Below are 25,090 nucleotides of genomic sequence, written 5' to 3'. Positions count from 1 at the left end.
CTGTGCCGTGGCCCCGCTTACCGGGTTCGATGCGGCGCCGGCTGATGGTCTGCAGGGTGGCAGCTGCCGGAAGTTCACCACCCCGACCTACCAGGCGTATCTGGCCCGGGCCGCCGACGCGGACAACAAGACTCTCCCCAGCGCGGTCTACGACGCCGGTGGCCGGCTCGCCTGTGTCGTCGTCTGGTGCAACCTGGCGGCCGGCACGTTCTACCTGGTGGCCGACCCGGGCGCGGCCGAGCCGCGCACCGAGCCGTTCCGGGCGACCGTGGTCAACCTGTTCGGTGACGGCTGCGAGTCGGTGCCGGCTCAGGGGTTCAGCTCCGCTTATCGCGGCACGTTCGATGAGCAGGGCGAGGTCCACTGTCTGGCGATGCCCGAGCCGTCCGGCCGCTACCAGGTCACGCTCCCGCCGGGCGATGCCGCTCCGCCGCTGGTGCAGCTCATTCAGAGCCAGGACCCGCTGATGTGCCTCTCGACCCTGACCACCGTGTTCGGCTGCCCGGTCACCGTTCCCCGGGAGACCCGGCTGATCGTGGTGGTGCAGGATCCGCGGGCGGGCGGTGACTACCAGGTCGCGGTGCAGCGGACGACCGGCGCGAACGACTGCGCCGCCCTGCCGGCGGGGGTGCCCGGTGCTCCGGGGCAGGCAACCGTTTCGCTGTCCGGCACCGACTTCGTCAGCTGTTTCGCGCTTCCGGCGGGCGGCAGCGGGGAAAGCCCGGAGATCCTCACCCTGGACCGGGTCGCGGGGGACGGGACGGCTTCGCTCTCGGTCTACGACTTCGACGGCAACATGGTGTGCCAGGACGCGACCGCCGCGGCCTACCAGCAGATCGGCTGCACGCTGGGCGGAGCCCGGCACATGGCGGTGGTGCGGTCGGCCACCGGCTCGGGGCAGTTCCGGGTCAGCCAGGTCACCGGGATCAGCGCGAACTGCGCTGCGCCGGCCTCGACGGCGTTCGGCGGGCCGGCCACGGTGAGCACGATCGGCGTGGCCGGGGACGTTCGGTGCTACCGGGTTCCGATGAGCTCCTGGATCGGGGTTCCGGAGGGCGCCGACCAGCCGACGATCAAGTACTTCGACCCGCAGGGCGGGCTGCGTACCTGCGCGGCGCTCCCGTGTGTGGCGCTGTCCACCGAGGTCGTGGTGACCAGCGCGAAGCCGGCCACCTACCAGCTGGACACCTGGGCGGTCGGCAGCGATCTCGCGGCGCCGGCCGACTGCGGCGTGATCACCGACAGCACGGCGTACGGCTTCGGGCCGGTCACCGCGACGATGAGCGCCGCCGACCGGGCGCACTGCGTCTCCGTTCAGGTCGGGATCTCCGACAAGTTCCGGCTGACGGTGCAGAACGCCGTCCCGTACGTGGTCAACGGCGACACCACGATCGTCCGGTGTGCGGAGGACGGCGACGCCTGGATCTGTTCGCCGACTCCCCGCGTCGGCGACCGCGCCCTGGTCGCGTTCATCGCGACGGAGTTCGGCCCGATCCGGGCCGAGGCGGCGTGCGTCAACCCGACCTGCGGCGGCGTCTACTTCGGACTCGGCACCAGCGCGGAGCCGTACCCCTATGTGCTGGCCGCCGGAAAGACGGCGACCTTCACCATCGGTGGTGTTGCCCTGCACCAGCAGGACACCCTGTGGCTCGGCGAGGGTGGCACGAAGGTGGCGCCGATCGTGGTGCGGTCGGTCTCGCCGAACCGGGACTTCTACACCGTCGACGTCGACCTGTCCGGGGTCGCGCCGGGCGGCTACGACATCACGGCGGCGTCGTACGCGTCACCCAACCGGCCCCTCACCTACCAGTACATGGTGAAGGTGCAGGAATCGCAGCTGGCGGTGACGACCAAGCCGTCGGTCGCCGGCAAGATCGCGGTCGGCGTGAAGGTGACCGCGAACCCGGGGGTGTGGAGCCCGGCGGTCGACTACTACCGGTACCAGTGGGCGGCCAACGGTGCGGCGATCGCGGGAGCGACCGGGTCCTCGTACACCATCCCGGCTTCTCTGCGCGGCAAGCGCCTGACGGTGACCGTGACCGGTTATCGCACCAACCTCAAGACCAACGCCGCGACCTCCGCCGCACTCACCGTTGCCTACGGTGTGGCGCCGAAGGCGACCGCCGTCCCGAAGATCGTCGGTACGGTCAAGGTCGGCAAGACGGTGAAGGTCTCGGTGGGTGCCTGGTCACCGAAGGCGACTTCCTACCGGTACGAGTGGCGCGTGAACGGCAAGCTGGTCGGCACGGCCGCGTCGCTGAAGTTGACGAAGGCCTGGGCCGGCAAGAAGTTGACCCTGGTCGTGGTGGCCCGGCGAACCGGTCACCACGACGGCCGGGCGGTCTCGGCCGCCGTCAAGATCAAGAAGTGAAGCGGCCACACATTTGCCAAATATACGTCTGAGTCCGGCAAAAAGGAAAGGCCGGACGGCCCATCACGTTTTCCCAGGTCAGCGCCCATGCTTCAGGTATCAGGACGTGTTGGAGCCAAGGGAGGCGACATCATGTTGTTGCAGGGAGGCCGGACCGTTCAACGGCCGATCAACGTGGTTCCTGCTCGCGCAGAGCAGGGTCAGCACCGGGAAGTGCCCACCCCCGCGCCGACGGTTCCGGTGGGCCGTCGCACCTACGCGCCGATCACCTGGGAACACCCCACCCTGGGCCGGGTGGTCGCCGAGGGCGTCGGCGGCATCGCCCGCACCTCGGTCCTGATCGTGCTGCTGGCGGCGCTCGGCGTCGGCACTGCGATGGGCATCGCGATCCTGGTGACGAGCCTGATCTCCGGCCTCGGCGTCGACGCCTCGGCGGGCTACTGAGCGATCCGTGGGGCCGCGCACAGTGACCCTCGCGCCGCCGCTGCCGTAATTCGGTGGCGGCGGCCCCGGGCCGTCCCGCAAGATATGTCTACGCCGCCGCTGCTCGAGCCAATGAGGGAGCTGAACACGATGTCTTATCTACCGTCCCTCGAAAGCAGCCTCGAGCATGAGCGGTGGAGTGGGTAGCGCGCACAGTCGCGTCTACGCCGCCCGCCTCGCATGAGGTCAGGGCGGCTTTTTTATTTCTTGCGTTGCACCCTCGTGGCCCAACGGCAGAGGCACGACGTTGAGGACGTCGACGGTGCGGGTTCGAATCCCGCCGAGGGTACGCACCAAGCCCGGGTAGCCCAATTGGCAGAGGCGTCCGATTCAGGGTCGGAAGGTTGGGGGTTCGAATCCCTCGCCGGGCACGAGTTGATGCAGTTCAGGAGGGTTGGCCGAGCGGTAAGGCTGCGGCTTGCTAAGCCGTCGACAGGGCTCCGGTCCTGCGCAGGTTCGATCCCTGCACCCTCCGCATCTGCCTTTCCGTCTCGCGGTAGCGCCGACGCTGGAGAGTCGGACCTGCCGGTAAAGCAGGTGCCTTGCTGAGCGGGTTCGAATCCCGCCTACCGCACGTCACGACGACGCCGCTCCCCGACATTCAAGGGAGCGGCGTCATCGGAAGAAATCAGCGCTTGGCGGGGTGCTGCGGCGCCTGGTGCTGGTTCTGCGGGTTCTGGTGCTGGTTCGGCAGCTGCGGCGCCTGGTGCTGGTTCGGACCCTGGTGCTGGTTCGGCAGCTGCGGGATCTGGTGGTGCGCCGGCGGCATCTGGTGCTGGCCCGGGCGGACGTGCTGGATCACCGGGAGTGCCAGGGTGGCCCGGGTGAACTGGGTGCGGGCGCGCTTGCCACAGTCCGTGTAGGACATCGTGGTGCGCAGCAGGGCGACGCCGCTGTCGCGACGGATCGCGGTCACCCGGATCGGGGTGACCCCGGTGCGGCCCGGGCGCAGCGAGTCGCCGGTGGTGAACGTGGTGCTGCGGCGCATGCCCGCGTACGCGATGGCAACTTCACGGCCGCCGTCGACCGACACCTTGACGTCGCAAACCGGGCGACCGGTGCGCCAGAAGATGTTGACCCAGCTGGGCGTGTTGGCCTTCACGGCGGTGAGGCGGCTGGACACCGGCTGCGGCGCGCCCGGCATGCTCGGGGCGGCCGACGCGGCACCGGCGGTCGCCAGCGCCAGCGCGGAACCGGCAGCGCCGGCCAGCGCGACAGCCGCGATCATCCGGACCATGGTGTTCTTCATGAGGTGTCCTCCTGCATAGGCGAGCGAAGGGGGAATTCCGCTCTCGATACGTCCGACATTACGGACTAACCGCCCAATGCAGTCAAAGGAATCGGGTGTTTGCGACTGAGACCAAGAATACGGACAAAGCTCCGAATCTTGCATGGCCGAAAGGTTGACTGGCGTCGCCGCCTTAATCTGTCGGTAGTTGTCGATGAACGGAGTGTGTGGTGAACGACGACATCGATGTTGCTTTCTCGGAGGGCCGAGAGGCGGAGCGATGACGACCGGTGCTGACGGCGTCCAGTTTCCGGCCGCCTCAGTTCGGCGCCATGCCGATGCGGTTAGTGCGGCATCCGACCAGATGACGCAAGCCAGGTCAGCCGTGCATGAGGTGACTATGGACAGCGCGGCCTACGGCCAGTTGTGCCAGTTCCTTCCGGGCCTGCTCAGCCCGGTATTCACGGGTGCCGCCGAGGTTATGGCGGACGCCGTTGAGGCATTGAGCGAAACTGCATTGAAGCTGCGCGCGACGGCCGGCGGCATGGACGCCGCCGACCTTGGCAGCGCCGGTCGAGTGACCGACGCCGGCGGATCGGGCCCGGTGCTGCCGTTGTGAGCGGCAATCCGCTCGTCGCCGAGGCGCAGAGTTCTACGACCTGGTACACAGGCCTCGGCCTGATCGAGGACGCCGAGCAGATCAGCAGCGGCATCCACGACAACAGCTGGGTGGACACCACGCTGGGCGGCGTCGGCGGCACTCTCGATGTGCTCGGCGCGGTGATCGACCCGCTCGGCTCGTTGGTTGCCTGGGGCGTCAGCTGGTTGATGGAGCATGTCAGGCCGCTGAAGGAGGCGCTGGACTGGCTTGCGGGCAATCCCGATGAGGTCGCGGCACATGCGTCCACCTGGCGGAACGTCTCCTCCTTCACGATCGCGGTTCATCAGCAGTACGCCGATGCGGTGCGTACCCAGGTCGCCGAGTGGGGTGGAGCATCGGGGACGCGTATCGAAACCACGCGGCCCAGCAACTTGACGCGGTCGGCGCCATCGCCACGGCATCGGGGGCGATCTCGTACGCCGTGGAGGGCGCCGGATTGCTGGTGGGTCTGGTGCGTGGCCTCGTTCGTGACCTGATCGCCCAGTTCGTGGCGACCCTCGCCGCCCGCTTGCCGCAATGGCTGGCCGAAGAGGGTCTGACGCTCGGCCTGGCCACCCCGGTGGTCGTCGGTCAGGTCGCCGCCCTGGTCGCCAAGTGGGTCAACAAGATTCAACACTTCGTCCGAGCCCTGCTGAACAGCCTCCGCAAGCTGAGCGGCAAGGTCGCCGACCTGACCGGCGCCATCGACAGCATCAAGCAGGCACTCCGTCGGTTGAGCCGGTCGGACCCGGCCGGAGCGCCGGCGGCACCATCGAGTCCCGACTTCTTCAGCAAGAGCCCGGTGCGCAGCAACCAGGACGTCCTGGACAACGGTCCGGGAACCCCGATGACCTTGGAGAATGTCCACGACGCCGCCGGCCGGATGGGGATCGACCTGGAAGACGTCGACGTCGTGATCATCAGCGATCCCGAGGAGATCCGCTATCTCGATCACATGGATGCCGGTGCCTACACGCCGTCGGAGCTCAATGGTGCGCAGATCCGGATCGGCCCGGCCAGCTTCGCCGATGATGAAACGCTGGCGGCTACCATCGCCCACGAGCACACCCACGTCGTACAGCAACGAGCCGGGGAGCATCTGGAACGGACGCTGAAGGATCTGGAAGACGAGGCGTACGACAGCGAGATCCCGGCCCTGGAACGGTATAGGAACCATCCGCCATGACAAGAGTTGAGTTTCGCGTCAACGAGGTCTTTGACATTGCCGCTCGCGGTGGGCTCATCGCTGTCGGGTCGAGTCTGCACGGGGACTTCGTCGGTGTTCCGCGCCTGCGTGACGTGGATACCGGGCGGCCGGTCCGGGTGCTGGGGGTTGATCACCCGACGCCGCGTACCCGGCGGACCGGCGAGACGATCCTGGTGGTCGATCGTGCGGATGCCGAGGTTGTGGTCGTCGGGCGGGTGTGGGCGGGCGAGGTGCCCTAGCCCGCGGGTGCTCGCCTGGGCGGAGGCGGGGTGCCGCCGCCCAGGCGGTGAGTGGGTCAGGTTGCTGTGCAGGTGGGGGTTATCGGGGTGCTTGTGCCGGTGGCCTGGAAGCCGAACTCGGTGTAGCCGGCCGCCGGGATCTGGGCGTTGTAGCTGACGTTGGTGAACTGGATCGCGCCGCTGTTGCCGCTTCGGTTGGCGTTCCATGCGTTGGTGATCGTGGCGCCTGATGGCAGGGTCAGGGCCACCGACCAGCCGTTCACCGCGGACGATCCGGCGGTCACCCGGACCGTGCCCACGAAGCCGCCGGTCCAGGAATTGAGGGACACCGACGCTGAGCAGCCGCCGGACGACGGCGGTGGGGAAGTGGTCGGCGAGGTCGTGGGGTCGGACGTCGGTGGGGTGGTGGTGGGCTGGGTGGTCGGGCCCGCGCCCAGCGCCGGGGTGGTCCAGTCGATCCAGGTCGGCAGGCTGCCCTGGGCCTTGCTGGAGATTCGGATGGTGCCGGGGTCGTTGCCGGTCTTCAGCAGGTACTTCTTGATGTTCTGCTGCAGCGGCGTGGTCCATTCGGCCCGGTTGGCGCAGTGGTTGCCGTCGGTGATGTCGGACCAGTAGGTGATGTTGCTGCCGGCGCCCAGCGCCTTGTAGACCTCGGCGCCGCCCAGGGCGGCCACGCTTCCGGACTTCGGGCCCAGGTTGACGATGTGCGGATTGTCCATGATGAACAGACCTCGGGGTGCGAACATCCCGACGATCTCGTGGGTGTCGATCGGCAGTTTCGTGGGGGCGCTGACGAACGAGCTGAATGCGTCGCCGAGCCACGGCTGTTCGCCGTACGCGCTGCTCAGGCTCTGCGCGCCCTCGCCGGGGATGCCGCGGAAGATCGGCACGCCGGCGCTACCCGACTCGATCGGCATGGTCAGGGCGATGCGCTGGTCGAACGCACCGATGACGAACGCCCCCTTGCCGAACCGGGAGCAACCGGTCACCCCGGTGGCGTCCGCCCGCAGGATGCTGCCGCCGGCCTGCTCGATCACGTCGATGATCCGGCTGACCCCCCACGACCAGGCCATCAGCAGGCCGGTCGGGCTGGTCGCGCCGTAGATGCTGTAGAACGCGCCCTGCTTGTTGGTGCGGGCGGTGCCCTCTTTGCCGACGGCGTACGGGTCGTAGTTGATGACGGCGGCGCCGGCCGCCTTGATGGTGTTGGTGTCGGCCCCGAATCCGCCGAGGACGACGACGGCCGGGAACGGGCCGGTGCCGCTGGGCAGCGACACGCTCGCCGAGAAGCTGGAGCTTTTGCCCTGGTGCGACACGTTCACGGTGATGTTGGTGGCGGACACCGTGCCGGTCACGCTGGTGGGTTTGGGCGGCTTCTCGCCGTACACGTACTTCTCGGCCTGCTTTTTGATCTCTTCGCGTCGGCAGGTCCAGTCGGCGACGTTGCTGATCCGGGTGCCGTCGATCTTCTTGAACGGGTCGGGGAGTTTGGCGTTGGTGGGCAGGGATCCGGCGTCGGGCAGGGCGGACACCGTGCAGCCGGCGCCTTCGTCCTCGACGCCCACGGCGGCCTGGGCGGGGACGGTGAGCGCGGGGACGACGACCACCGCCGCTCCGGCCGTGACCGCCGCCGCGAGCGCGACGAGGGTCGAGCGGATTCTTCGATTGTTCACAGGGGCTCCTTCAGACGGTGGGAGCGCTCCCGGGGAGCTTTTCCAGTCTTGGCCAGCCCATCGAAAAGTGTCAATAACTTCCGGAAACTATCGGAGACCCGTGACCGGCGCAGATCTTGATCATTTAGCGCGAAAATCAGCGATTGGTCGCGCAGGCGGCGAAAGTTCCGGAGCTTGCGTGTACGCCGAATCGCGACACCCGGGATCGGCGAAAGAGCCAGTGATTCCGCCGGGAGATAGGAGGCTGCGACCCGCCACAACTCGCAGACTCCCTGGTAGGCGGGCTGGCGAACACCCGAGTCGGCCCGCCCCGGGTACGCGACGCCCCTCACCGCCCTGATCGGTGTCGCGTACCCCACTTCGTGTCCGAGGTTGTCCGAGGACTGTCCGGACAAGCGCGTCTGCCCTGGTGAGCGGCTTACGGTGAGTCGACGCATGCGCCGGTTGGTGCCTGCGCCGGGGGCACGCGCCGCCCTCCGATGGCGGTCGGGGTGGCGGCGCGTCCGCCGTCCACCCAGAGCCCGCGCACCATTTGTCGGACCCGGGCGGCCGATAGACCGATCGTGGTCATCGCGTCACTGCCCTAGGTTCGGATCTCCGCAGACATCCGACGGTGTCTCCTGGAGATGGGGCAGGCCGATTTCCGATCGCATCGAGACCGAACCGGACCGGATCGAGAGCCGCGACGAACTCGGCGCCGTGCTCACCAAGCTTCGGCTTCGGGCCGGCCTCACCATCCGTGAGCTCGCCTCCCGCTCGGGGCTACCGACCGCGACGGTCGGCGACTACGTCAAGGGCCGGCACCTGCCCGGTCCGGCGCAGGCCGGCCAGTTCCGCAAGCTGCTCGAGGCCTGTGCGGTCGACGACCCGGAGGAGCTCGGTCGCTGGCAGGACGCCCTCGACCGGGTCCGCACCTCGACCGACGGCCGGCAGACCGGCCGCGGCCCGGACGGTGCGCCCTACCCGGGCCTGCGGCCGTTCGAGGCCGAGGACGCCGCGCTCTTCTTCGGCCGGGAGGCGTTCCTCGCCGACGTGCTCGCGCGACTGACCGCGCTGCGTGACTCCGCCGTCGAGATGAAGCTTCTCTTCGTGGTCGGCGCGTCCGGATCGGGCAAGTCGTCGCTGCTGCGCGCCGCCGTCCAGCCCGCCGTGCTCGACGGCGCGCTGGCCACCGGAGAGGCTGGCGAGGACGGTGCGCCGGCCGCCGACGAGGAGTCCTGGGCGGTCGCCACGATGGTGCCCGGTAAGGACCCAGTGGCCGCTCTCGATCGGGCACTGGCCGACCTGCCCGAGCCCCGGCTGCTGATCGTCGACCAGTTCGAGGAGCTCTACACCCAGGCCGGCGCCGACGAGGATTTCGTCGCCGCCCTGGCCGCGCTCGGCCCGCGGACCCTGATCGTGGCCGGGATGCGCGCCGACTTCTTCCCCCGCGCCGCCGCCGACGCGCGCCTCGTGCCGGCCCTGCAGGGCTGGCAGATGGTGGTGCCGCCGCTCACCGAGGACGAGCTGCGCTCGGCCATCACCGGCCCGGCCGCGGCCTGGCAGGTCACCGTCGACGACGCCCTGGTCGAGGTGGTGCTCGGCGAGATCGTGCCGGTGCACCGGCCGGGGAACGCGCTGCCGCTGCTCTCGCACGCCCTGCGCGCGGCGTGGGCCGAACGCACCCGGGGGCGGCTCACCCTCCATCACTACCGGGCCACCGGCGGTCTCGGCGGGGCGGTCCAGCAGAGCGCCGAGCAGGCGTACGCCGAACTCGACCCCGCGGAGCAGGAGCTGGCCCGAAGGCTGTTCCTACGCCTGGTGACCGTCGACGACGACCGGGTCAGCACCAAGCGGCGGATCACCCGCAGCGAGCTGCCGGCCAGCGGCGACGACATCGAGCCGGTGATCGAGCGGTTCGTGGCCCAGCGGCTGATCACCGTCGACGAGCACAACCTGGAGATCAGCCACGACGCGCTGCTCACCGCGTGGCCCCGGCTCGCCGACTGGATCGCGGCCGACCACGCCGGCCTGCTGCTGCACCGGCGGCTGACCGGCGCCGCCAAGGTCTGGCAGGAGGATGCCGACGAGCAGCTCCTGATGCGCGGCAACGCCCTCGCCGACCAGCTCGAATGGGCGCGCGACCCGGACCACCGGGCCTCGATGAACGCGCTCGAGCTCGACTACCTCGACCGCAGCGCCGCCGCCCGGGACGCCGGCGAACTGGTCGACCGCCGCCGGATCACCGTGCTGCGCCGGCTGGTCGGCGCGCTGATGGTGCTGGTCGTGGTGTCGGCCGGCTCGGCCGGGTTCGCCTTCCGGGCCTCCAGCGTCGCGGCCACCGAGCGCAAGGCCGCCACCGTCGCCCGCGACGAGGCGCTGTCCCGCCAGGTCGCGATCGAGTCGACCCGGGCCTCCGAGTCCGACCCGGCACTGGCCGAGCAGCTGGCGCTCACCGCCTACCGGATCTCGCCGACCGTGGACGCCCGCTCGGCGCTGTTCGACGCGACCGCCGACGGCGTGGTGAACCGGATCGTCGGCCCGTCCGGCCCGACCATGCTCCGGATCAACCCGGACGCCACCGTCGTGGCGATCAGCAACGCCGCCGACGGCAGCGTCGACCTGCGTCGCTACGCCGACGGCCGGCCGGGCGCCAAGCTCGCCACGATCCCGGCCGCGGCGAAGGGCAAGGCGGTTTTCGCGCTGACCTTCAGCCCGGACGGCAACATCCTCGCGATCGGCGGCGAGGCCGGCCTCGTGCACCTCGTCGACGTGCGCGACCCGGCTCAGCCGGAGACGCTCGACGACGCGCCCGGCACCCAGGACGTGGTCGAGTCGATCGCCTTCGCCCCGGACGGGAACCGGCTGGTCGCGGCGGGCAAGAACCCGGCGCTGCGGGCCTGGTCGTGGACCGGCGGTGCCTGGAAGGAAACGCGGGTCCTGGGCGGCGCCGAGGTCACCCAGACCGTCTCGTTCAGCCCCGACGGCCGGACGCTGGTGGCCGGCGGCACCGACGGGAAGGTCGCCTTCTGGTCGGCCGCCAACCTCGCGGTCGCACCGGTCACCGCCGCCATCGGTAACACCACGGTCAACGCGATCGGCTGGTCGCCGGACGGCCGCAGCCTGGTCGCCGGGGCCAAGGACGGCACCGCCGCGGTCATCGACACCGCGGGGCGGAAGGTGCGGGCCACGCTCGACACCGGCTTCACCTCCTGGGTGAACGCGGCCGCCTACTCGCCCGGCGGCGATCGGATCGCGGTCGGCGGCTCCAACAACGCCATCGCGGTCTTCGACCAGAAGACCAACGCCCGGCTCAGCACCGTCGCCAGCGCAGCCCAGGTCACCTCGATCGCGTACGCCCCGGACGGCACCCTGCTGAACGTGGCCGCCGCCGACGGCACCGTGCGGACGTTCCCGGTCCTTCCGCGCAGCGTCGACGTCGGCAGCGGCGCGCTGTTCGCGGTGAGCGTCGACCGCGCCGGCGACCGGTTCGCGGTCGCCTCCACCGGCCCGGACGGCCAGGTCGCGATCTGGTCCCTGGCCGGCGCGACCCCGCAGCGGCAACAATCGCCCGCCAACCCGGCCGCGTTCGGCCCGTCGGCCGGCTCGGTGGCCATCTCCGCCGACGGCACCGCCTTCGCCACCGGCAACCGGGCCGGCGACGTGCTGCTGGTCGCCGCGGGCAAGAGCGTGATCCTGAAGGACGCCACCGCCCTGATCGAATCGGTGCAGTTCAGCCCGGACGGCGAGCTGGTCGCGGCCAGCTCCGACGACGGTTTCGTGCACGTCTGGGACGTCTCGAACCCGGCCACCCCGCGCACCCTGCCCAAGCTCGACTCGGGCGGTCTGGCCTCGACGATCGCGTTCAGCCCGGACGGCCGCTACCTGGCCGCGGCCAGCGTCGACCGCGAGGTGCACTGGTGGGACATCACCGACCCGGCCGCGGCGAAGGAGTTCCCGACCCTGTCCGGGTTCGACAACTACGCCTGGTCGGTGGCCTTCTCGCCGGATTCGCGCACGCTGGCCGCGGGCGGCGCCGACGACACCATCCGGCTGTGGGACATCACCAACCCGCAGCTGCCGACGCCCCGCGGCGAACCGCTCACCGGCCCCACCCATTACGTCTTCAGCCTGGCCTTCAGCCCGGACAGCCGGACCCTGGCCGGTTCCGGCGGCGACGGCTCGGTGTGGACGTGGAAGCTGATCGGCGGCCAACCGGCGACCAGCACCGCGTTGCACGCCGCCAACCCCAACGGGAAGACGTACGCGATCAGCTACACCCCGGACGGCAAGACGCTGATGGCCGTCGGCAGCCTCGGCAAGGTCACCCTGTGGCCCACCGACGAGCAGCAGATCGTGCAATCGCTGTGCAGCTCGGGCGGCGACCCGCTGACCACGACGGAGTGGGCGAAGTATGTGCCCGGGGTGGCCTACCGGGCGACCTGCCCCTGAGTCAGCGGGATCGGGTTGTCGGCCGGCAGCAGCGGCCAGATCCGGGCGGCGATCGGCTCCAGCAGCGTCGCGCACCGCTCGGTGACGTCGGCGCCGAGCGTCCGCCACGGGCGTCCGGCCAGGCGGTTGGTGAGGGCTTCCACCTCGGCGTACGCCTCCTCGCCCAGGATCGTGGCCGAGCCGTCCGCACCCAGCCAGCCGCGCGCCCGAAGCCGGTCGGCGGCCGCGTCCCACTCCTCGTCGGTCCAGCCCCGGGCCGGCTGCATGCTCGCCCGCGAGCCGTCCTGCCCGCACCGCCACACGATCGACTCGCAGCCGTCGACCCCGGCCGTGAGCAGCGCGGCCACATGACCGTCGCCGCGGTGCTCGCGCAGGATCGTCGCCGCGTGCCAGAGCCGGTCGAGCGGCTCGGCCGGCCAGGGCAGGTCGGCGTTGGCCGCCCCGAGCACCCGCCCGGGCAGGTCGACGGCCCGGGCGGCCGCCTCCAGCAGGTCGGCCGCCTCGTCCACCGGCACCCCGTCGAGCAGCCTCGCCAGCGCCGCGTTGGCACCGGCCTGCCGGGCTTCGAGGGCGGCGGCCGGGGTGATCCGGGTCCAGATGTCCGGCAGCGCGCGGGTCGCCGTGCCCGGCGCGAACCCGAAGAACGAGGCCACCACCGGCCCCGGCCCGACCGCACCGAGCGGCGCGCTGCGCCCGGCGAAATACCGCCGCCAGAACCCGCGCAGGCCGGCCGCCTCGAACGGCGCCGCACCCTCCGGGGCGAAGTAGATGACGGCGTGCACGGGCTCGAACAGCGACCACAGCCGCCGCTCAACGCTGGCTTCACTCATGCCCGGAGCAAACGCCCTCCCCGGGCCTCGGTCAAGGACCGCGCTGATGCCGGGCGATAAGTCATAACCGGGACGGGCATGTCCCTCGGATGCGGCTGTCATGCGACGGCTCGTAGGCCGACGCCCAGGCCGACCAGGACGACGAGGGTTGCGGTGGCGGCGGGCGCGGCCGCGGACAGGCAACGGGTGAGGTGGCCGGCGCGGCCGGCGATGCCGCCCAGCTTGCGCCGGGCAAAAACCAGCAGAAGGCCCACGGCCGTGAGGGTGCCGGCCATCCCGATTCCGTACGCAAGGACAAGCAGCACGCCGAGCACCGTGCGACCCAAGCCGATCGCGCCGAGCAGCACCACGAGGGCAGAGGGGCTCGGCACCAGGCCGCCCGCCAGGCCGATCCCGGCGAGTCCGAGCCGCCCACCGACCCGCCGGTGATCATGCCGGTGGCCGCCGTGGCTGTGGCCGTGCGCGTGGTCATGGTCGTGCGAATGGGAGTGGCCGTGACCATGGTCGTGCGAATGGACGGCTCGGCGGGACCGCAGAGCCGCTACCAGCATGCCGATGCCGACGACGGTGATCAGCAGCCCGCTCGCCGCGGCCAGCCAGCTCAGGAGCTGATCGCCGACCAGTGCCGTGGAGCTGGTCAGTAGCAGCCCCACGACCAGGACGCCGCCGGTGTGGGCCAGGGTCACCGTGCCGCCGACCGCCAAGGCGTCGCGGATTCGGCCCTGCCGCCCGGCGAAGTAGGCCGCCATCACCGTCTTTCCGTGGCCGGGCAGTGCCGCGTGGCCGGCGCCCAGCAGCAGCGCGAGCAGGAAGGCCAACGCGACCACGACCGGCGTCAGGTGGCCGCCGACCGCCGACTCGATGCGGCTCTGCGCGCCCGCCAGCCAATCGGGAGCGGCGCTGGACAGCGGCGTGGACGCGGCGACGGCGCCGGACTCGCCGACCTGGATGGTGGCGGTGCGGACGTCGGGGGCCGAGGTGAGCAGGTCTCGCGGGTAGTCGGTGAGCTCGTGACTGACGCTGGTGGCCGGTAACGGTGAGTTGAGGCGTACCCCATCACCGACGGCAGTCAGCTCTCGCCAGCCCACCCGGCCGGACCGATAGCTGTTGGTCACCTGAAGGGTGGCCCGGCCGGTCAGGCCGGCCGGCGCGCTGAGCCGGCAGGAGAGTCGGCTGGTGGCCAAACCCCCAGCTCCCGGCTTCGTCGAGTAGGCCGGCTCGGCGACAGTCCAGGTCAGACGGTGGTCGCCGACCGTGACGGCGATGTCGTCGGCGAAAGCGCGGCACTCCGCCACCGCATAGCCGGAAAGCTCCGCCGCGGAGAACACGCCATCACCGTCGGTGTCGATCCGCGGCTTCTCCTGGAGGGTCGGGATCTCGGCCGTGTCGGCCAGCGCCAGTACGTCGACGCGGTCCGAGTGGAGGGTCAGGCCGGCGTACTGGTTGATCGAGAAGTTGCCCAGCGGGTGAGCCTGAGCGGGGGTGGCCGCGAAGGTAACGGCCGCGGCGGTGAGGGCGAGCACGACCAGTGGGCGGACGAATCTCATCGGAGGCCTCCGAGGGCGCGGCGGGCGTTGGGGGCGTCGGCCGGGGAGAAGTACGGGTTGGTGGCGAGCGCCCGGGTGAGTTCGGCGCGGGCCTCGGCGGTGTGGCCGAGCGACAGCTGGATGACGCCCAGGTGATAGGCGTAATTGGCGGGGCGGCCGCCTGCCAGCTTCGCGAACGACAGCGCCTCGACGTCCTGCCCGGCCGCGTGCAGCGACCACGCGAGGGTGTCGGCGACGTCGGGGTGATGACGGCGGGCCCACTCGGCGCGGGCCGCGGTCACCGCGTCGGCCGGGCGACCGGTGGCCAGGGCGAGCGCGGCGGTGGCCAGGCCGTCCTGACCGCCGTTCGCGGTGAACAGCTGCTGGGCCGCGCCGGCCAGGGCCAGTTGCTCGGCCGCGGCGTCGGCGCGGGAGTCGAGGTTGAGCAGCTCGGCGTACTCGATCAGATAACCCGGCCCGGGCAGCCGGGCGGTCAGGTCGGCGTAGTCGGCCAGCGCGCCGGGCAGGTCGCCCTGGGCCGCCCGGATCCGGGCCCGGCCGCGGAGGGCGGCGACGGCGGACGGGTCGGCGGTGAGCGCGGCCGCGTACTCGTCGCCGGCCGATCGCAGGTCGCCGCGGCCGAACGCCAGATCGCCGAGCTGGGTGCGGCAGAAGGCGGCGTCGTGCGGGTCGACCGCATCGGTCAGCGCCCGCCGCATCAGGTTCTCGGCCTCGGTGAGCTTGCCGCGCAGCTCCAGGTCGTAGGAGGCGCGGGCGTAGGCGGCCAGTCCGGGGCGGGTGTCGAGCATGTGCTGCACGGCGTCGGTGGCGCCGGGCGCGTCGCCCAGCTGGGTGAGGGCGTCGGCGAGCACGCCGTAGGCCTCACCGTCGTTGACGTCGGCCGCCAGCGCGGCTTTGGCCTGGTCGCGGGCGGCGGCGAAGTCGTGCCGGGCGTTGGCGAGCGCGCCCAGGACGACCAGGGCGTCGCCGTTGCGGCGCAGCGCCAGGGATCGGCGGGCGGCCTGCTCGGCCTGCGGATAGAGGGCCGGGTCCGAGGTGACCCGGGCCTGCTCCAGGTAGGCGGCGCCGAGCCCGGCCCAGCCGGCCCAGTCGCCGGGCACGTCACGCAGGTGCTGCTGGGCCCGGGCCACCCGGACGACCAGCGGGTCGATGCGGGCAGCGGCGGCGACGGGGGCGGTCCGGGCGGGCCGGTTCACGACGGCGGCGACGGTCAGCAGCGCGGCGACCACGCCCAGGACCAGGAAGATGCGGCGCATGGTGATCCTCCAAGAGGGACGCCGGGTGGGCGCCGGAAGCGCCCACCCGGACGGGGTCACATCGGTTGCGTCTGGTCCGGGTCGGCGACGACCCGCGGGCGCCGGCGGCGCCGCATGAAGGCGAAGAGACCGAAGGCGAGGATCAGGGCGCCGAGGCCGGTCGCACCGGAGGCGTACGCGACGGGCTTGGTCATCCAGGTATCCGGGGACTCAGCGGAGGCCGGCCCGGCGATCGCGCCGGGTTGAGTGAGGTCGGCGATGCCGGCGCCGACCGACTCAGAAGAGGTCGGATCCACCGTCGGATCCGTGGTCGGCAGGGAATCCGAGGGCGTCGGCGCGGGAGCGGCCCCGCCCACGGTGTTCACGGCCACCGCGTTGGGCAGCGCGAGGTACGGGAACCGGTCGCCGAAGGTGGTGTTGTTGGCGTCCACCCCGTCACCGGCCGCGAGGGCGTCGACCAGCTTGCCGGTCTGCGCCGCACCCACCAGCGCCTGCAGCTCGATGTCGACGACGTCGTCGGTCAGTCGCCGCCCGTTCGGGAAGCCCTGCAGGTCCCCGCCGAGCACGCCGAGCCGGTTGGGTTGCCCGGCCACCGGCACCGACAGGTTGAGTCGCAGCTGCTCGGAGGGGGTGAACTTCCCCGGCCGTACATCCGCGTTGTTGAGCTGGGAATTCAGATCGGCCTTGATCGGGCCGCCGGCCTTGGTGGTGATGCCGGTCAGGAAGATCTCGACCAGGTCGTTGCGGGGAGTGGCCGGCGCCGGAATCTGGTAGATCTGCTGCAGCAGCTGCGGCACCTCGGGGTTGGTGACCCGCTTGACCAGCGCGGGGATCTTCGCGTCCCGCTCGGGCGGGGTCGCGTTGAACGTGTCCTTCAGCCCGGCCGGCACGACCACCTCGTTGACCAGCGGATTTCCGAGGCGGGAGACCTGCACCTTGCCGCCGCCGGACGAGGAGCCGTCGGCCGCGCGGACCCGGTCCCGCTCGGTGGTGGTCCAGACGCCGATCACCGGGTTCCGGTTGACGTCGCCGCGCAGCGCGACGTCCTTGAACGGCACCTGCAGGGCGATGGTGTTGACGTTGTAGCCGTTCAGGGTGTCCTGGCCGGTCTCGCTCAGGTCGCCGCCGTAGAGCAGGTCGAAGACCCGCAGGTCGAGGAAGAACGGGTCGTCGGCCTGGCCGGCGAAGGTCTTCCAGCCGCCGGGCAGGGTGCGGGTGGCCTGGTCCCGCAGGGTGCCGTAGTCGGGCATCGACGCCTGGCCGACCCGCGACGGGGCGACCGGCACGTCCTGGGCGCGCAGCTTGAACGGCTCGCCGTTGAACGACGACTCCAGCGTGTAGGTCTGCCGGAACAGCAGGTTCTCGTCGTCGAGCGAGGTGACCGGGCCGTTGTTGTAGAGGAACGTGCTGTTCCCCCGCTTGTCGATGTTCTTGAACTTCCAGCGGAAGACGGTGTCCGGCTTCGCGTCGCCGTCACTGTCGACCTTGATGAGGTACGTGGCATCGGTCGCGAACGGGAAGAAGTTGGGGCCGCCGTTGGGCTCCTCGAACGGCTGCCAGTTGGCGATGAAGGTCAGGTAGCCGGGTCGTTCGGGACTGACGAAGGCGTAGAGGTCGGTGTTGTCGACGGCCGGGTCGGCGGCGATGAGCGGCGCCTCCCGGTGGCTCGATGCGGTGGCCGAGCCGGGGCCGAGGCCGTACACCGAGCCGGCGAGCAGGGCGCCCACGCCGAGCGTGGCCGCCAACCGCTTGCTGAGCTTCATGGTGGTTGTCCTTCCGTGCCGGGACTTGTTGTCTCGGCACGGGGTTCGCCACCGGAAGGGCTACGGCTTGGCGAAAGTGAGATTGCTGTCGGTGACCAATCCGCTCGGTCAGGTGCGACGAATGAGGGGGTTGAACCCGAACGGGAGCTCCAGCCGATGCCGTTCCATCAGGGCGGCGTCGGCGAGCAGGTCGCCGGTGGGGCCGTCGGCGGCGATCCGGCCGCCGTCGAGGATCACCGAGCGGTCACAGAGCTGCAGAGCGTACGGCAGGTCGTGGGTGACCATCAGGATCGTGATCGGCAGGCCGGTCAGGATCTCGTAGAGCTCGCGCCGGCTGGCCGGGTCGAGATTGGACGACGGCTCGTCGAGCACCAGCACCTCGGGCCGCATCGCGAGCACGGTGGCGACGGCGACCCGGCGGCGCTGACCGAACGACAGGTGATGCGGGGCGCGGTCGCGATAGTCGCCCATGCCGACCGCGTCGAGCGCCTCGGTGACGCGTTCGTGCAGCTCCGGGCCGCGCAGGCCGAGGTTGGCCGGGCCGAACGCGACGTCCTCGGCGACCGTCGGCATGAACAGCTGATCGTCCGGGTCCTGGAAGACGATGCCGACCCGGCGGCGGATGTCGGCGAGCCGGCTACGGTCGGCCGGATCGACGCGGACGCCGGTGATCTCGACGGAGCCCGATCCGCCGTGCAGAATGCCGTTGAGGTGCAGTACGAGGGTGGTCTTGCCGGCTCCGTTGGGGCCGAGCAGGGCCACCCTCTCACCTTCGGCGACGGTGAGGTCGACACCCTGCAGGGCCACGCTCCCGTCGGGGTAGGCGAAGTGCAGCCCGGTGATCCGCAGCGTCGGGGTCATGCCAGAACCGTAGCCAGCGCGATGCCGGCCGACGCGACCGGCAGCATCGCCGAGGCCACCCACTGCGCGGCCGGCGCGGGTTCGCCGGAGGTCACCGGCAGCCGCCCGGTGTAGCCGCGCGACACCATCGCCAGGTAGACCCGCTCGCCCCGCTCGTAGGCGCGCAGGAACAGCGCGCCGACGCCGACCGCGAACGCCTTGACCTGCCACAGGAAGCGCGGGTCGTAGCCGCGGGAGAGCCGGGCGATCCGCATCCGGCGGGCGTCGTCGACCAGCACGTCCAGGTAGCGCAGCATGAACGTGGCGATCTGGGTGAACACCGACGGGCAGTGCAGCCGGTCGAGGCCGATGATCAGGTCGCGGCTGGTGGTGGAGGCGGCCAGCAGCAGCGAGGCGAGGACGCCGAGGGTGCCCTTGGCGACGATGTTCCACGCACCGTAGAGGCCGTCGACGGACAGCGACAGGCCGAGCCAGTCGACCCGCTCGCCGTGCCCGGCGACCGGCAGCCACACCGCGAGCAGCACGAACGGCAGCTCGATGGTGGCCCGCTTGAGCAGCCAGAACGCCGGGACCCGGGCGATCGCGGCGACGATCGCGAGGAGGACGGCGAAGCCGGCGAACGGGAGCACGTGCTCGCGCGGCGTCGCCACCACGACGATCGTGAACAGCACCGTCGCCACGATCTTCACCTCGGGCGCGAGCCGGTGCACCGGGCTCGGCCGATCCAGGAAAAGGGGCGCGGCGCTCAACTCAGGCGTCCTGGTGCGTGCGGCGGCGGGCCACCCAGAACAGGCCCCCGCCGATCGCGAAGGTGATCAGCACGCCGGCCACCCCGGCCAGACCGGTCGACAGGTACGGGTTGTCGATGCCCTTGATGCCGTAGTCGGCCAGCGGCGAGCCGGCCAGCTGGTGATCTTTCTCCTGCTGGGCCATGCAGGTGCCGCCGGTGATCTCGCCGGCGGCATTGAACGTGCAGCCCTCGCGGGCGGTCGCGTCGAGACCGTCCGGGCTGGACGAGGCGAAATTGCTGACCACGCCGGCCAGCAGCAGCGCGACGAACAGACCGCCGAACCAGAACCAGGTCTTCTTCTTCATGCGGGCACCTCGGTCGGGGTCGGCGCGGCGGAACGGAAGCGGCGGAGCGCGTAGACCAGGTCGGGCCGGACCCGGGCGACGGTGGCGACCGTGGTCGCCGCGATCAGGCCCTCGCCGATGCCGATCAGGATGTGCACGCCGGCCATGGTGCCGGAGATCGTCGGCAGCGACAGGTCGGTGGTGCCGCCCAATGCGTACTCCAGGACGAAGCCCTGGGAAGCCGCCACGACGCTGATGATCGAGGCGATCAACGCGGTCGCGCTGAGGCTGGCCGGGGTCTTGGGCAGCACCTTCAGCAGGGCCACCACCAGCAGGTAGCCGGCGGCGGTGCCGATCAGCGCCATGTTCGTGATGTTCAGCCCCAGGGCGGTCAGGCCGCCGTCGCCGAACAGCAGGCACTGCACGATCAGCACGGTCGAGACGCAGAGCGCGCCGACCCACGGGCCGACCAGGATCACCGCGAGGGTGCCGCCGAGCAGGTGCCCGGAGATGCCCGGCAGCACCTGGAAGTTGAGCATCTGCACGGCGAAGATGAACGCCGCGACCAGGCCGGCCATCGGTGCGAGCCGCTCGTCGAGATCGTCCCGACCGCGCCGCACGCAGTAGGCCAGGGCCGCCACGGCGATCACCGCGAAGATCGCGGAGACCGGCCCGTTCACGATGCCGTTGGCGATGTGCATGGCCTGTGTGTCCATGGCCGCCAGCATATTAGCCACCTATGGCTATTGCATAGAGGTGGCAATAACGAAGTCAGTAGTCACGATTGTCTATCCCACCCATCGGAAGAGTTGACCTTACCTATGGGTTGCATGGGATATTCCCAGTCATGTCTGTGCACGTGCACTGGTTCTTACCGACCACCGGCGACAGCCGTACCGTCGTGGGCGTAGACGAGCGCGGCGGGCGCAGCACGCACCGCTCGCCCGGCGCCGGTCTGCGGCAGCCTGACCTGGGATATCTCGCCCAGGTCGCGATCGCGGCCGAGCGCGCGGGATTCACCGGTGTGCTTACCCCGGTCGGCACCTACTGTGAGGATGCGTGGCTCACCACGGCCGCGCTGCTGCGCGAGACCACGCGGCTCAAATTCCTCGTCGCGTTCCGGCCGGGCTCGCTCACCCCGACGCTCGCCGCGCAGATGGCGGCCAGCTATCAGCGGCTCTCCGGCGGCCGGCTGCTGCTCAACATCGTCACCGGCAGCGACGCGGTCGAGCAGCGGCGGTTCGGTGACTGGCTCGACCACGACCAGCGGTACGGGCGGACCGACGAGTTCCTCAGCGTGCTGCGCGGCGCGCTCTCCGGGGAGCCGTTCGACTTCGTCGGCGAGCACTTCAAGGTGGCCGGGGCGACCGTGTCGGCGCCGCCCGACCCGCAGCCGACGCTGTATTTCGGTGGCTCGTCGACGCCCGCGCTCGACGTCGCGGCCAAGCACGTCGACGTCTACCTGACCTGGGGCGAGCCGCCGAAAGCGGTGGCCGAGAAGGTCGCCGCGGTGCGCGCGCGGGCCGCCGCGCACGGCCGGACCCTGCGCTTCGGCATCCGGCTGCACGTGATCACCCGGGACACGTCCGAGCAGGCGTGGGCCGAGGCGCAGCAGATGCTCGACGCGCTCGGCCCGGACGAGATCCGCAAGGCGCAGGAGTCGCTGGCCAAGGGCGATTCGGTCGGCCAGCAGCGGATGCTCGCCCTGCACGGCGGCCGCACCGACGCCCTCGAGGTGTCGCCCAATCTGTGGGCGGGGGTCGGCCTGGTCCGGCCCGGCGCCGGCACCGCCCTGGTCGGCAGTCACCACGAGGTCGCCGACCGGATCGCCGAGTACCACGACCTCGGCATCGACGAGTTCATCCTCTCCGGCTACCCGCACCTCGAAGAGGCGTACCGGGTCGGCGAGGGCCTTTTCCCCGAATTGCGTTCCCGCGGCCTGTTGGCCCAGTGATTAAAGGAATCCGAAATGTCCAACTTGTCGAGAAGGACCCTGCTCTTCGCCGCGGCCGGCAGCGCCCTTGCCGCCTGCGCCGGGCCGGGCGGTGACGCGGACGAGAAGACCGTGACCGGCTTCGACGGGCCGGTCGAGGGCCAGCTCTCGTTCGCGCACTGGCGGGCCGAGGACAAGGACGTCCTCGAGCAGATCGTCGCGAGCTTCGTCCAGAAGAACCCGAAGGTCACCGTGCGGCAAGACATCTCGCCGTCGAACGACTACCAGAGCACCGCCCTGCAGAAGATCCGCGGCGGCTCGGTCGGCGATGCGTTCACCGCATTCCGCGGCGCCCAGTTCACCCAGATCGCCAGCGTGGGCGTTTTCGCCGATTTGTCCACGCAGAGCGACCTGGTCGGCAAATTCGACCCCAAGTTGATCGCAGCCGGGACGAGCGAAAGCAAACAACTAGGCCTGCCCTACCAGCTGGTCTTCAACATGCCGGTGACCAACGTGGATCTGCTGGCCAAGTACGGCTACACCGACCTGCCGAAGGACTGGGACGGCTTCCTCGGGATGCTCGACGGGCTCAAGGCCAAGGACGTCACGCCGATCGCCTGGCCCGGCGGCGACGCGGCCAACGCCGGTCAGCTGCTCAACACCATGGTCATGAACAACATCCCGTCCGACGACGCGCTCGGCAAGTTCGAGACCGGCGAGGTCAAGGCGACCGACGAGTGGTTCGTGCACACCCTCAAGCAGTACGCCCAGCTCCGCCCGTACGTGCAGAGCGGCGCCAACGGCACCGGCAGCGAGGCCGCGCAGCAGCTCTTCGCCACTCAGAAGGCCGCGCTGCTGGCCACCGGCTCGTTCATGGCCGGGGCGGTGCGCAAGCTCGGCGCGAAGTTCCCCCTCGGCCTGTACGCCCCGATCACCACCACCGCCGACAAGGCGAAATACGAGGGTGTCTTCAACGCGACCTTCATCCTCGGCATCAACGCCAAGTCGAGCAAGCAGGGTGCCGCCCTGGCCTGGCTCAAGCACCTGGCCGACCCGGCGGTGGCCGGCGTCTACGCCAACGGCACCTCGCAGCACGTGACGGTCAAGGACGTCGAGTACACCAACGAGGACCTCAAGTCGTTCGCGCCCTGGCTGACCCGCAAGACCCTGCTCGCACCGCGCTTCCAGTTCAACAACCTGGACGTGCGCTCGGCCGTGGAGAACGCCACCGTCCAGGTGGTCGGCGGCACCGACCCGGCGAAGGCGGCGGAGGCAGCGCAGCGCGTGATCGACCAGAAGCGGTGAGATTCTCCAAATCGCTGCTGCTCTTCCCGGTTCCGGCCCTGGCCCTGTACGGCACGTTCTTCGTGCTCCCCGCCGTGCAGGGCCTGCAGTACTCGACGACCGACTGGGACGGCTTCAGCCCGTCCTTCCACAACGTCGGGCTCGACAACTTCCGGGAGGTCGCGACGGCGGACGACCTGTTCCGCAACGCGCTCGGCAACAACCTGAAGTTCCTGCTGGCCGTGGTGATCGGGCAGACCGTGCTGGCGCTGTTCCTCGCGGTGCTGCTGGCCGCCCGCAGCCGCGGCTCGACCTGGCTGCGCGGGCTGTTCTTCCTGCCGACGATCCTGTCGTCGGTGTCGGTGGCGTTCGTCTGGCGGTTCGTCTACGACCCGAACTTCGGGCTGGCCAATCGGCTGACCGGGCTGCACGAGTCGTACCTCGGCGACGAGAAGAAGGCCATCTTCTTCGTGGCGATCACCCAGATCTGGTTCCACGCCGGGCAGATGATGATCATCTACTTGGCCGGGATCAACCAGATCCCGCCCGAGCTCTACGAGGCGGCCCGCACCGACGGCGCCAACCGGTGGCAGCAGTTCCGGCACATCACCTGGCCGCTGGTCGCGCCGGCCACCACGCTGGTCGTCGCCTACACCACGATCCAGTCGTTCAAGGCGTTCGACCTGATCCTCGGGCTCGGCGGCAACCCGCCGCGGGGCGCGCTCGACATCCTGTCCACCCGGATCTACACCACCTTCGCCAACAACCAGCTGGGGTACGCGGCGGCCGAGTCGGTCGTCTTCATGCTGGCCATCGCGGCGGTCACGGTGGCGCAGAACCGGGCCACCCGATTGGCGCACCGATGAGGATCGGCCGCCGGGCCCTGCTCGGCTTCTACGCCCTGATCGTGATCGTGCCGCTGCTGGTCGTGGTCGGCGGCTCGGTCAAGACCACGCAGCAGCTGTTCGCCTCACCGTTCGGGCTGCCCACCCATCCGACCCTGGACAACTACGACACCGTGCTGCGCCAGCAGAACCTGCTGCGCGTGCTGGGCAACAGCATCACGGTGGTCGCGGTCTCGGTGCCGGCCACGCTGATTTTGGCGAGCTTGACGGCGTACGCCGCAGCTCGTCTTCCCGGTTGGTGGGGTCATGCGGTCTTCGGCATCTTCGCGGCCGGTCTGGCCGTGCCCGCGCAGGCCATGATGATCCCGCAGTACGTGCAGTTCGACCGGCTCGGTCTGCGCGACAGCCTGACCGGCCTGATGCTGATCAACGTGGTGGTGACGCTGCCGGTGGCGGTGTTCATCCTGACCGGCTTCATGCGGACCCTGCCGCGGGAGCTCTACGAGGCCGCCGAGCTGGACGGCGCCGGAGCGTGGACGATGTTCCGGAAGGTGGCGGTGCCGTTGTCGTACCCGTCGCTGGCCGCCACGTCGATCTTCCTGGTCGTCATGCACTGGAACGACCTGCTGTATCCGCTGCTGTTCATCGACGACCCGGCCAAGCGGACCCTGCCGCTGGCGCTGCTCGACTTCCAGGGCGAGTATTTGACCGACTACCCGCTGCTGTTCACCGGCGTGGTGGTCGCGTCGGTGCCGATGGTGCTGGCCTACGCGTTCCTGCAGCGGCACTTCGTCGCCGGCATCACGGCCGGCTCGATCAAGGGTTGAGAGCGATGTGGGTGCCGGCCGAAGACACGGCCGGCACCCACTACATCACTTGACGACGATCGTCTTGACGATCTTGTCGGAGAAGGTCTGCTTCTTCTGGTCCCACAGCGGCCACAGGTAGCCGATGTAGCAGGGCAGGCCGTCGACGATGTGCAGGAAGTCGCGACCGAACGCGAGGCCGGCACCGATCGGCTGGCCCGAGTCCTCGCGCACGAGGCGGATGCCCAGCGCCTTCTTGCCCCAGCTCTGGCCGGTCTTGCCCGCCTGGTACCAGCGGTTGTAACCCTGCACGACCAGGGCCAGCAGCATGAAGATGAAGTAGAAGGCGTTCAGCCCGTTGTCGCCGTTACCCAGCGTGATCGCGATCAGGTAGAACGGCAGCACGCAGACCTCGTCGACCAGGAACGCGCCGACGCGGAGACCCCAGTGGGCGTAGTTGACCGCGGGGGCACCGTAACCGGCCGGCGCGCCGTACTGCGGCTGGCCGTACGGCTGCTGCGGCGCGCCGTACTGCGGCGGCGGGGCACCGTAGGGCTGCTGCGGCGGCTGCTGGTTGGCGTACGGGTCGTTGTTCGGTGGATATGTCATCTCGCTGATC

The 25,090-nt window shown here is 70.4% G+C and carries 21 protein-coding genes, 4 tRNA genes and 1 pseudogene; 15 read left to right on the top strand and 11 right to left on the bottom strand.

The features are described from left to right. From Adu01nite_RS36630 to Adu01nite_RS36605, 6 genes and pseudogenes are all read left to right on the top strand, one after another. Positions 1–2,371, top strand: a pseudogene (locus Adu01nite_RS36630) (hypothetical protein); the annotation flags it as partial. Between the two features lie 132 nt (positions 2,372–2,503). Next, complete coding sequence (locus tag Adu01nite_RS36625; RefSeq protein WP_203733873.1) at positions 2,504–2,815, top strand: hypothetical protein; 312 nt, start codon at positions 2,504–2,506, stop codon at positions 2,813–2,815. Positions 2,816–3,070: 255 nt separating this feature from the next. Further along, positions 3,071–3,143: transfer RNA gene (locus tag Adu01nite_RS36620), tRNA-Leu, on the top strand. Positions 3,144–3,151: 8 nt separating this feature from the next. Next, a tRNA-Leu gene (locus tag Adu01nite_RS36615) sits at positions 3,152–3,225 on the top strand. Between the two features lie 17 nt (positions 3,226–3,242). Then, positions 3,243–3,329, top strand: a tRNA-Ser gene (locus Adu01nite_RS36610). 18 nt (positions 3,330–3,347) lie between these two features. Further along, positions 3,348–3,428, top strand: a tRNA-Tyr gene (locus tag Adu01nite_RS36605). 54 nt (positions 3,429–3,482) lie between these two features. On the opposite strand, the gene Adu01nite_RS36600 is transcribed toward Adu01nite_RS36605, so the two are convergent. Next, on the bottom strand, positions 3,483–4,103 hold the full coding sequence (locus Adu01nite_RS36600) for a hypothetical protein (protein ID WP_203733872.1): 621 nt from the start codon (positions 4,101–4,103) through the stop codon (positions 3,483–3,485). Positions 4,104–4,362: 259 nt separating this feature from the next. Here Adu01nite_RS36600 and Adu01nite_RS36595 point away from each other — a divergent pair, with 259 nt between their 5' ends. Genes Adu01nite_RS36595 through Adu01nite_RS36585 form a run of 4 tightly spaced genes read left to right on the top strand, consistent with a single transcriptional unit; the run spans position 4,363 to position 6,168 of the window. Further along, positions 4,363–4,701, top strand: coding sequence for a hypothetical protein (locus tag Adu01nite_RS36595; RefSeq protein ID WP_203733871.1), 339 nt, complete (start codon positions 4,363–4,365; stop codon positions 4,699–4,701). Beyond that, a complete protein-coding gene (locus Adu01nite_RS48205) occupies positions 4,698–5,219 on the top strand; it encodes a hypothetical protein (RefSeq protein ID WP_239132969.1) in 522 nt (173 codons plus the stop codon). The genes Adu01nite_RS36595 and Adu01nite_RS48205 overlap by 4 nt, the downstream gene beginning before the upstream one ends. Beyond that, positions 5,195–5,908, top strand: coding sequence for an eCIS core domain-containing protein (locus Adu01nite_RS48200; protein ID WP_239132968.1), 714 nt, complete (start codon positions 5,195–5,197; stop codon positions 5,906–5,908). Before Adu01nite_RS48205 ends, Adu01nite_RS48200 begins: the two co-directional genes overlap by 25 nt. After that, a complete protein-coding gene (locus Adu01nite_RS36585) occupies positions 5,905–6,168 on the top strand; it encodes a hypothetical protein (RefSeq protein WP_203733870.1) in 264 nt (87 codons plus the stop codon). The genes Adu01nite_RS48200 and Adu01nite_RS36585 overlap by 4 nt, the downstream gene beginning before the upstream one ends. Positions 6,169–6,224: 56 nt before the next feature. Here the strand turns inward: Adu01nite_RS36585 and Adu01nite_RS36580 are convergent, their stop codons facing one another. Continuing rightward, positions 6,225–7,841: a glucuronyl esterase domain-containing protein gene (locus tag Adu01nite_RS36580; protein ID WP_203733869.1), complete on the bottom strand. Its 1,617-nt coding sequence runs from the start codon at positions 7,839–7,841 to the stop codon at positions 6,225–6,227. A gap of 699 nt (positions 7,842–8,540) precedes the next feature. Here Adu01nite_RS36580 and Adu01nite_RS36575 point away from each other — a divergent pair. Beyond that, the gene (locus Adu01nite_RS36575; RefSeq protein WP_203733868.1) at positions 8,541–12,272 is read left to right on the top strand and encodes an nSTAND1 domain-containing NTPase; all 3,732 of its coding nucleotides are present in this window, start codon (positions 8,541–8,543) and stop codon (positions 12,270–12,272) included. On the opposite strand, the gene Adu01nite_RS36570 is transcribed toward Adu01nite_RS36575, so the two are convergent. The 8 genes from Adu01nite_RS36570 to Adu01nite_RS36535 all read right to left on the bottom strand — a co-directional run bounded on the left by Adu01nite_RS36570 (position 12,251) and on the right by Adu01nite_RS36535 (position 20,319). Then, positions 12,251–13,102, bottom strand: coding sequence for an SCO6745 family protein (locus Adu01nite_RS36570; RefSeq protein ID WP_203733867.1), 852 nt, complete (start codon positions 13,100–13,102; stop codon positions 12,251–12,253). The two genes, Adu01nite_RS36575 and Adu01nite_RS36570, sit on opposite strands and share 22 nt — an antisense overlap. Positions 13,103–13,200: 98 nt before the next feature. After that, positions 13,201–14,649, bottom strand: coding sequence for a hypothetical protein (locus Adu01nite_RS36565; protein WP_203733866.1), 1,449 nt, complete (start codon positions 14,647–14,649; stop codon positions 13,201–13,203). Further along, complete coding sequence (locus Adu01nite_RS36560; protein WP_203733865.1) at positions 14,646–15,905, bottom strand: tetratricopeptide repeat protein; 1,260 nt, start codon at positions 15,903–15,905, stop codon at positions 14,646–14,648. The genes Adu01nite_RS36565 and Adu01nite_RS36560 overlap by 4 nt, the downstream gene beginning before the upstream one ends. Positions 15,906–15,961: 56 nt before the next feature. Further along, positions 15,962–17,668: a DUF4331 domain-containing protein gene (locus Adu01nite_RS36555; RefSeq protein WP_203733864.1), complete on the bottom strand. Its 1,707-nt coding sequence runs from the start codon at positions 17,666–17,668 to the stop codon at positions 15,962–15,964. Positions 17,669–17,776: 108 nt separating this feature from the next. Continuing rightward, the gene (locus tag Adu01nite_RS36550) at positions 17,777–18,529 is read right to left on the bottom strand and encodes an energy-coupling factor ABC transporter ATP-binding protein (protein ID WP_203733863.1); all 753 of its coding nucleotides are present in this window, start codon (positions 18,527–18,529) and stop codon (positions 17,777–17,779) included. Continuing rightward, positions 18,526–19,278, bottom strand: a complete 753-nt coding sequence (cbiQ, locus tag Adu01nite_RS36545) for a cobalt ECF transporter T component CbiQ (protein WP_203733862.1) — start codon at positions 19,276–19,278, stop codon at positions 18,526–18,528. Before cbiQ ends, Adu01nite_RS36550 begins: the two co-directional genes overlap by 4 nt. A 1-nt stretch (position 19,279) precedes the next feature. After that, entirely contained in the window at positions 19,280–19,624 is a 345-nt protein-coding gene (locus Adu01nite_RS36540; RefSeq protein ID WP_203733861.1) for a PDGLE domain-containing protein, read from the bottom strand. After that, the gene (locus Adu01nite_RS36535) at positions 19,621–20,319 is read right to left on the bottom strand and encodes an energy-coupling factor ABC transporter permease (RefSeq protein ID WP_203733860.1); all 699 of its coding nucleotides are present in this window, start codon (positions 20,317–20,319) and stop codon (positions 19,621–19,623) included. Before Adu01nite_RS36535 ends, Adu01nite_RS36540 begins: the two co-directional genes overlap by 4 nt. Before the next feature lie 131 nt (positions 20,320–20,450). Here Adu01nite_RS36535 and Adu01nite_RS36530 point away from each other — a divergent pair, with 131 nt between their 5' ends. Genes Adu01nite_RS36530 through Adu01nite_RS36515 form a run of 4 tightly spaced genes read left to right on the top strand, consistent with a single transcriptional unit; the run spans position 20,451 to position 24,492 of the window. Next, entirely contained in the window at positions 20,451–21,557 is a 1,107-nt protein-coding gene (locus Adu01nite_RS36530; RefSeq protein ID WP_203733859.1) for an LLM class flavin-dependent oxidoreductase, read from the top strand. Positions 21,558–21,572: 15 nt separating this feature from the next. After that, on the top strand, positions 21,573–22,841 hold the full coding sequence (locus tag Adu01nite_RS36525; RefSeq protein ID WP_239132967.1) for an ABC transporter substrate-binding protein: 1,269 nt from the start codon (positions 21,573–21,575) through the stop codon (positions 22,839–22,841). Continuing rightward, the gene (locus Adu01nite_RS36520; RefSeq protein WP_203733858.1) at positions 22,838–23,686 is read left to right on the top strand and encodes a carbohydrate ABC transporter permease; all 849 of its coding nucleotides are present in this window, start codon (positions 22,838–22,840) and stop codon (positions 23,684–23,686) included. Before Adu01nite_RS36525 ends, Adu01nite_RS36520 begins: the two co-directional genes overlap by 4 nt. After that, positions 23,683–24,492 (top strand): carbohydrate ABC transporter permease, encoded by an 810-nt coding sequence (locus Adu01nite_RS36515; RefSeq protein WP_239132966.1) that lies wholly within the window; start codon positions 23,683–23,685, stop codon positions 24,490–24,492. Before Adu01nite_RS36520 ends, Adu01nite_RS36515 begins: the two co-directional genes overlap by 4 nt. Before the next feature lie 45 nt (positions 24,493–24,537). On the opposite strand, the gene Adu01nite_RS36510 is transcribed toward Adu01nite_RS36515, so the two are convergent. After that, positions 24,538–25,080: an RDD family protein gene (locus tag Adu01nite_RS36510; protein WP_203733857.1), complete on the bottom strand. Its 543-nt coding sequence runs from the start codon at positions 25,078–25,080 to the stop codon at positions 24,538–24,540. Between the last annotated feature and the right edge of the window lie 10 nt (positions 25,081–25,090).

The organism is Paractinoplanes durhamensis, assembly GCF_016862175.1.
GTDB classification, from domain to species: domain Bacteria; phylum Actinomycetota; class Actinomycetes; order Mycobacteriales; family Micromonosporaceae; genus Actinoplanes; species Actinoplanes durhamensis.
Note: the sequence above shows the minus strand (reverse complement) of the source record. Positions and strands in the feature narration are given on the sequence as shown.